Annotated in this window: 7 protein-coding genes; 3 read left to right on the top strand and 4 right to left on the bottom strand. The window is 59.9% G+C overall.

From position 1 onward, the window contains the following. Positions 1–420, bottom strand: a 420-nt coding sequence (locus QZ307_RS10255; protein ID WP_366779025.1) for a PCRF domain-containing protein, incomplete at its 3' end; no start/stop codon positions are given. Positions 421–507: 87 nt separating this feature from the next. Next, positions 508–1,890 (bottom strand): cation:proton antiporter, encoded by a 1,383-nt coding sequence (locus QZ307_RS10260; RefSeq protein WP_295999551.1) that lies wholly within the window; start codon positions 1,888–1,890, stop codon positions 508–510. A 266-nt stretch (positions 1,891–2,156) separates the two neighbouring features. Here QZ307_RS10260 and trxA point away from each other — a divergent pair, with 266 nt between their 5' ends. The 3 genes from trxA to QZ307_RS10275 all read left to right on the top strand — a co-directional run bounded on the left by trxA (position 2,157) and on the right by QZ307_RS10275 (position 4,321). Beyond that, positions 2,157–2,465 carry a thioredoxin gene (trxA, locus tag QZ307_RS10265; protein WP_295999553.1) on the top strand — a complete coding sequence of 103 codons (309 nt, stop codon included), beginning with the start codon at positions 2,157–2,159 and terminating at the stop codon, positions 2,463–2,465. A 9-nt stretch (positions 2,466–2,474) separates the two neighbouring features. Then, a complete protein-coding gene (gene trxB, locus QZ307_RS10270) occupies positions 2,475–3,473 on the top strand; it encodes a thioredoxin-disulfide reductase (protein WP_295999555.1) in 999 nt (332 codons plus the stop codon). Between the two features lie 344 nt (positions 3,474–3,817). Continuing rightward, positions 3,818–4,321 (top strand): zinc ribbon domain-containing protein, encoded by a 504-nt coding sequence (locus tag QZ307_RS10275; RefSeq protein ID WP_295999557.1) that lies wholly within the window; start codon positions 3,818–3,820, stop codon positions 4,319–4,321. 994 nt (positions 4,322–5,315) lie between these two features. On the opposite strand, the gene panF is transcribed toward QZ307_RS10275, so the two are convergent. Together panF and QZ307_RS10285 are read right to left on the bottom strand one after the other, a co-directional pair. After that, complete coding sequence (gene panF, locus QZ307_RS10280; RefSeq protein ID WP_295999561.1) at positions 5,316–6,797, bottom strand: sodium/pantothenate symporter; 1,482 nt, start codon at positions 6,795–6,797, stop codon at positions 5,316–5,318. Continuing rightward, on the bottom strand, positions 6,790–7,065 hold the full coding sequence (locus tag QZ307_RS10285; RefSeq protein WP_295999563.1) for a DUF997 family protein: 276 nt from the start codon (positions 7,063–7,065) through the stop codon (positions 6,790–6,792). Before QZ307_RS10285 ends, panF begins: the two co-directional genes overlap by 8 nt. Between the last annotated feature and the right edge of the window lie 395 nt (positions 7,066–7,460).

Here is a 7,460-nt window from a genome sequence, read left to right on the forward strand (position 1 = left end):
GGCGAAGCGCTCGTACATCTTGTACAGGTCGCCGGCGAAAATGGCGGCCTCGTCGCCGCCAGCAGCGGCGCGGATCTCGACGATAATGTCCTTCTCGTCGGCCGGATCGGCCGGGATGAGCATGAACTTGATGTCCTCTTCCAGCTGAGGCAGACGCGCCTCGATGCCGGCAATTTCCTCCTGGGCAAATTCCTTCATGTCGGCATCGGAGAGCATCTCCTTAGCCGCCTCAAGATCGTCCATGGCCTGCACGTATTCGGCGGCCTTCTTGGCCAGAGGCCCCTGGGAAGCGTACTCCTTCGCCAGACGGTTGTACTCCTTCTGGTCGGCCAGCACGGCCGGATCGCCCATCTTAGCCTGCAGCTCGTTGTAGGCCTCGATGATCTTCTGGAGCTTTTCTTTCATATCAGTTTCCTGCATGGGTGCATCCTTTTGCGTGAAACGGTTAGGTAGGGTAAGCGCCCGAAAGCGCAGCTGACTATTGTAGCAGAACGGGGGCAGCGCGCACTATACGGAACCGTGTCCGTCGGAGGGCTGCGAGGGAGCCGCCGTCGGCGGTGTCTGGCGCTCGCAATGGCCGCCGGGGCACCGGGAATCGATGTCGTAGGAACTCCAGGTATGGGGAAGCTTCTTCAGCTGGGCATGGCGCTGGCGCTCTAGCTGCCAATGCTCCTTCAGCACCTTGCCCGCATCACCGGGATGCTGGCGAATGCTGCGCACCGCCCGTCCCAGATCGGCGTTCATGGTATGGGTAGCCAAAGAAGCCAGCAGCGGCATGAGGAAAACGGTGACGCCACCGGCTGCCACCAGCACCGATGCCGTTTCCTGGGACATGGCCTCAGCCGACACCGCCACCGTGGTGACGGCCACAATGATGGGCAGCGCCGTGGTGCAGTAGAAGGCCACGGTCAAACGCTCGCGCACATCCATAGTGCGCGAGTCCTTCCCCAGGGAAAGGGAGACGAAAATAGGCAGGGCGCGCACGAACAGCAGCAATACGATGAACAGCACCAAAAGCTCCGGCTCGGAGAACACGGCGCGCACGTCGATCTTGGCCCCCGAGGCCACGAAGAACAACGGCACGAGGAAGCCGTAAGCGATAGCATTATGCTTCATTTCCATGGTCTGGTTGCCCTCGGGAATGAGGAAGCGCAGGATGAAGCCAGCGGCGAAGGCGCCCAACACAATATCCAAGTCGAACACGGCGGAAATAGCCGTCAAGCCGATGAGCAGCAGGTTCACCGAGCGGATGACCATCTGAGCGTTGGTGTTGGCGTTGTCCACAATGAACTTATGAATATAGGTGCCCACCTTCGCGGCCATTTTCGGGACGGCCGCCGCCAGCAAGGCAATGGCCAAGAACGCAAAGAGGATGACCACCGACTGCCAGGTGGCTCGCGTCGACAACAGTACCGTCATGGCCAAGATGGGCAGCAGCTCGCCCCAGGTACCGTAGGCGATAATCTCGGTACCCACCCGCGTGCCCAGGATGCCGCGCTCCTGCAGAATGGGAAGTAAGGTACCCATAGCCGTGGTGGTCAGCGCAATAACGACGGCTATGCCGTCCAGCTCGAACACGGAAAGCGTCGGCCACACGGCCACAATAAGGAAGGCCACCAGGAAGGTAACCACCCAGGTAGCGGCACCGCGCTTGCCTTCGGTGCCCGTCAGGTTCTTCGGGGAAATTTCATAGCCGGCCAGCAGGAACAGGAAAGCAAGCCCCAGATCGGACAGAAGCGAGATGGCGTTGGAAATTTGAATGAGGTTGGCGCCGTGCGGCCCCAGCAGCGCCCCGGCCAGCAGCAAGAGCACGGTTTCCGGAATGGCCTTGCCGGGAATGAACGACGCAATGATCGGGCACAGCACCGCCACCAAAGAGATAAATGCCAACGAAGTGAGGTCAACGACCACGGTGCTTCCCTTTCTCGTGCGCGATTTGAGCTAACCCTTACTATACGACGCATCAATAGAAAGAGCCGAGCCACTGACTCAGCGACAACGGTTTGTTAAAGAGCAACGATGCGTTGCCCACGGTTTCGTATCATTCCTGTGACAGGCCATCAATGAGCCATCTCCTTTTACTATCATCTCAAAGAAGGCGAAGGGCAGCGGTGCTTCCGCCGGCCCTCCCCTCTACCCAAACTTAGGAGGAAATTATGGCTGAGGTAATTAAGAACGCGGACGAGTTCCAGACCAAGGTGCTGGATGCCCAGGGCCCGGTGCTCGTTGACTTTTTCGCCACCTGGTGCGGCCCCTGCCGCATGGTGGCCCCCGTCATTGACGAAATTGCCACCGAGAAGGCTGGCCAGGTGTCCGTGTACAAGGTAGACATCGACGCCACGCCCGACCTGGCCTTTAAGTACCAGGTGTCCAGCGTGCCCACCCTCATCGTCTTTGAGAGCGGCGCCATCAAGAACCAGACTCTGGGCGCCCAGCCCAAGCAGAACATTCTGGCCATGCTCTAGGAGATACCCATGGACGCAAACGAGCCCACCAAAAACCCCGGTCAAGCCCAGCAAACACCGGCCGAAGGACAGACCATCTACGATGTGGCCATCATCGGTGCGGGACCGGCAGGCCTGACCGCGGCATTGTACGCCTCACGCGCTGGGCTCGTTTGCGCCGTTTTCGAGCGCCTCTCCCCGGGCGGCCAATGCGCGCAAACGGAGCATTTGGAGAACTATCCCGGCTACACGCGCTCCACCAGCGGCTTCGAGCTGTCCTGGGACATGTACGAGCAGGCCGGCTCTTTCGGCGCCGCTTTCATTATGGAAGACGTCACCTCGGTGGACTTTTCCGCCGAGCCCAACCAGCTGACCACCCCCTTTGGCACCTATTTCGCCCGCACGGTTATCGTGGCCACGGGCGCGGTGGCAGCTCAGCTGGGGCTGCCCCACGAAGAGGAACTGCGCGGCCGCGGCGTCTCCTACTGCGCCACCTGCGACGGCAACTTCTTCCGCGATAAGGACGTGGTAGTGGTGGGAGGCGGCAATACGGCCGCGGCCGACGTCATCTATCTGGCCCGCATCTGCCGCAAGGTGTACCTGGTGCACCGTCGCGACAAGCTGCGCGCCACGGCCATCTACCACGAGCGCCTGCGCGAGCTGTCCAACGTGGAATTCTGCTGGGACAGCACGCCCGAGGAGTTCCTCACCGAAGACGGTCGCATTTCCGGCCTGCGCATTCGCAACGGCAAAACCGGAGAAACGCGCGACTTGGACGCATCGGCGGTCTTCATTGCCATTGGCATGAAGCCCTACACCGCTTTTCTGGAAGGCGATCTTGACCTGGACGCGGGCGGTTACATCATTGCGAGCGCCGACGGCAAAACCGCCATGCCCGGCGTCTTCGCCGCGGGCGATGTGCGTACCAAAGACCTGCGCCAAGTGGTAACCGCCGTAGCCGACGGCGCCATCTGCGCCGAGCACGCTGCCCAGTTCCTCGAGGCGAAAGAGGCTATTGAGGAAGCTTAGGGCAACCACCGCGCCCCATCCCAGGGCCGCAACCCGGCACGCCCTCCTCTATGGCAACGATTCTTGACCGATAGCCCGATTCGCACCCGATGTGAATGTGCACACGGGCGGACGGCTGCTCGCGCACCGTCCAATTGCTAACGACATAGCCACTCTTAGCCCCCGCAAGCGGGGGCCTTCTTGTGCCAGTGGCGGACAAGGGAATGCATTCTTTCGGGAATCTCTGGCGCTGCGGCTTCTTTGCTATAATATGTCATCGTGTCATCGATGATGGTGGCACAAGCACTGATCAGGTTTTTCACGCGCTTACGCGTTGGATGGCCCCAAACGAAGAAGAGGTTTCTATGAGCGAGCTTTTGTCGCAGCTGTGGACCCCCGAAATGCAGGCGGCATTTACCGTCGTCGTGGTACTGCTGGTTATCCTGTATGTCCTGTCTATTGTATGGGTGGTGCGCGACGCCTACATGCGTGGTGCCCAGTGGTATATTTGGGCCGTCGTGGCCCTGGTGCCGGTGCTCGGTCTTATTGCCTACTGCCTGCTGCGTCCGCCTCTGCTGCAGCTCGATCGCGATGAGCAGGAGCTGGAAATCGCCCTCAAGCAGCGTCAGCTTATGAAGTACGGCGAGTGCGCTACCTGCGGCTATCCCGTTGAGGCCGACTACGTGCTGTGTCCCAACTGCCACACTCAGCTGAAGAACCTCTGCATCCGCTGCAACCATGCGCTTGAGCCCTCCTGGACGGTGTGCCCCTACTGCGCCACCCCCGTAGGCGCTCCCGCTCCGCAGCGCCAGCGCCGCGCTCCCGGCAGCGCCCCCCGCGGCCAGCGCCCCAGCGCCCCGCGTTCGTAACAGCGACGCGCTCCTAGCTGCGGCAGAATCTTAGCTGTGGCCAGTGCCTAACGCACCGCGTTCGTAGCTGCGGCGGGTTCGTGCCAGCCGCGCATTCACGAAGCACGCTTGCTGCGTATCTCCACCAGAAGCATCTAGGGTCCGGAACTTCCGGACCCTTTTGTTTGCTCGCCGCTGCTTGGTCAAATTTCGCCTGAGGCGGAGGTTATGCCTAACCGCTAGCCTTCTGATTGATCGCTGCCCATTTCGACCGGTCACCACACTTCTGGCTGGTCGCTGCTCATTTCGGTTGCTCGCCGCCTCTTGTACTTGGCCGCCGCCCTTTCCGTTTGGTCACCGTCCTATTCACTTGGCCGTCTCCATTGCTTGGTCGTTGCCGCTTGGTCAAATATCGCTTGAAGCGGGGCTTTTGTTTGAGAATTGAGTTTTAAGGTCGCAAATGCCTCGAGGCGGGGATTTTGCATGGCTTTCAAGGGTGCTATCAGTCCATTTTGATGGAAAGCGCCCTCTATTTGGCCATTTCACTACCAAATAGAGGGCGCTTTCCGCGCAAAACCCCCGCCTCGAGCGATATTCGACCTTAGTCGCGCAATTTCGAACAAAAGTCCCGCCTCGCTCACTTTTTGACCAGATCCAGAGAGGCAAGTGCGGGCACGATCATCGCGGTTGTCGTGATGATCGAGATTGTCGTAACGATAGTGCTGATCGAGACTGTCGCAGAGATTGCAATGATCGTTGCGGTTGAGATTTTCGCGATTGTCGTGGTGATTGCGGCGATCGCAGTGAGCGTGATGTCTCGAGTGTCTCGAGTGTCTCGAGTGTCTCGAGTGTCTCGATTATCGCGGAGGTCATGACAGGCACCATCAACGCATAGCTTTGGCGCCTGTCATGATCACCCCCCCCCGAAGCGGCCTTCACAATGCCATTCAGGCAAGCGCTGAGACATCATTCCTGAGCAGGTCTGAGGACACCAATCTTGAAAGCCGCCGCTGAACTACTCGGGGAAGAACACCTTCAGGTCTGCTGCGGGCTTCTGGCGGCCCACCAAGGTGCCGACCACCATCAGCACGCCGGCCACCGTGATGCCGATGACAATCTGGTGCAGATCCATCACCTTGAAGCCTCCGGCCATGCAGGCACAGTAGGCTAGCACACCGCCCACCATCGAGCACAGCGCCCCCGTGGCGTTGGCCTTCTTCCAGAACAATCCGCACACCAGCACGAAGAAGAACGCTGTTTCCAGGCCGCCGAAGGCGAACATGTTGATCTTCCAGATAACGTCGGGCGGCACAATGGACAGCACGAAAACCAGCACACCAATGCCCAGCGTAATAGCCTGGCTAGACACCGCGATAGAGCGCTCAGCTGGGACGGTACCGCGCTCATCGCACCAGTGCAGGTACACGTCTTTGATAATGGCCGAGGACGAGGAGATGAGCAGCGAAGACACCGTGGAAATAGAAGCCGCCACGGGACCGATGATAGCGATGCCGCCCAGCACTGGCGGAAGTGACTCCACGATCACCGACGGGATGATGTTGTCAACACTGCCGCCATAGGCCGCCAAGTCTTCCGTCAGCACACCAGCAGAAAGCACGCCCAGCGATGTCACGCCAATCATCATGGCACCGATAATCACGGTGCCCCAGATCATGGCCGAATGCAGCGACTTCACGTCCTTGTAGCCCATGGTGCGCACCACCGACTGCGGCAGCACGAAGGTGAACACACCCACCAGCAGCCACTGGGTGAAGTACAGCGAAGGAGGCATCGTGCCGTCGCTAAAGGGCTCCAACATAGCGGGACTCGTGGCCTTGATGGACTGCATGATGCTCTCGTAGCCGCCGCCGGCCGACAGGATGCCGCCCGCCAGCACCACGATGCCCGCTAACATCATGACGCCGCACAAAGCATCGGTGACAGCAACGCCGCGGAAGCCGCCGATGGTGGTGAATAGGATAACAGCAATGCCGAACAGAGCCAGGCCCACCAAGTAGGAGTAGCTGGTCACCGCCTCGAACAGTTTGGCGCCGCCCACGAACTGCGCCACCATGGTAGCGGCGAAGAACAGCACGATGACCACGGCCGCGCAGTTGGCCAGAGCATTCGAGCCATAGCGAGCGCGCACCACGTCCACCACGGTCACCGCATTCAGCTTGCGGGACACCAGCGCCATCTTCTTGCCAAAGATGCCATAGAGCAGCACCAGGGCCGTTACCTGCACCACGGCCATATACACCCAGCCGAAGCCAGTCTGCCAGGCCTGGCCAGGGCCGCCCACGAAGGAGCTCACCGATCCATAGGTGGCAATAGTGGTCATGGCCAGCACAAAGCCTCCCAGGGCACGGTTGCCAATGAAGTATTCGTTCACAAAGCCGCCACCCGCTGCCATAGTACGGCGTCGCACCACAATGCTGACGACAAGCGCCACCAGAAGAAACAGAATAAGGGGAATGAGAGCTGCGAAATTAGGCATCGTTCTCCCCCTCGTCCTCAAGGCTGAAGTCGGCGAACACGCACTTGGCAAGAATGACCGCGGCCGCAATGGCCGCCACCCAGGTGCCCACCGTGCCGCCGATGATCCACAGCGGCGTCGAGAACACTTCAATGCCGCACCCAGCCAAACCGATGCCACCCACGTACCACACCACAATAATGGCAACGAGGGCCACAACGGTGGCCAGGGCCTCTCGGTTAGCTTGGCGCATTTTCTGCGCGTAGGTCGTAAAGGACTTCCTCGTCATTCCTGCCCCTTTCTTGAAAGTCACCGCCTGTCGGAGCCATCGGGTATACCGATTCGCTCAAACAGTCCTCGCTTTGGGGAACAGCCCACTGGACTGTTCTCGTCGCGTGTCGGCGCTGCGAGCGTAGCGAGCAAGTACCCTTGGGGTAAACTGCGCTCGGTCGGCACACCCGACGTCTCCTCTTGGCCCATCTCTTGTAGAACCCAGATCGCGTGCCAAACCTCTACGCTCAACCGCTGCTGAAAACGGCGATGCAAAGTAAAAGAACCGAGGGTAAGTTTACCCTCGGTTCTTTAGTGACAATGGTGAAATGTGGAGGAAATCTGATGAGAGGTTAGATGGCGGCGTCCCTGATCACGTTGAGGAACTTCTCGCGATCCCACTGGCCGAGATCG

Origin of the sequence: uncultured Adlercreutzia sp. (assembly GCA_910585575.1) — a bacterium.
Taxonomy (GTDB): Bacteria; Actinomycetota; Coriobacteriia; order Coriobacteriales; family Eggerthellaceae; genus Adlercreutzia.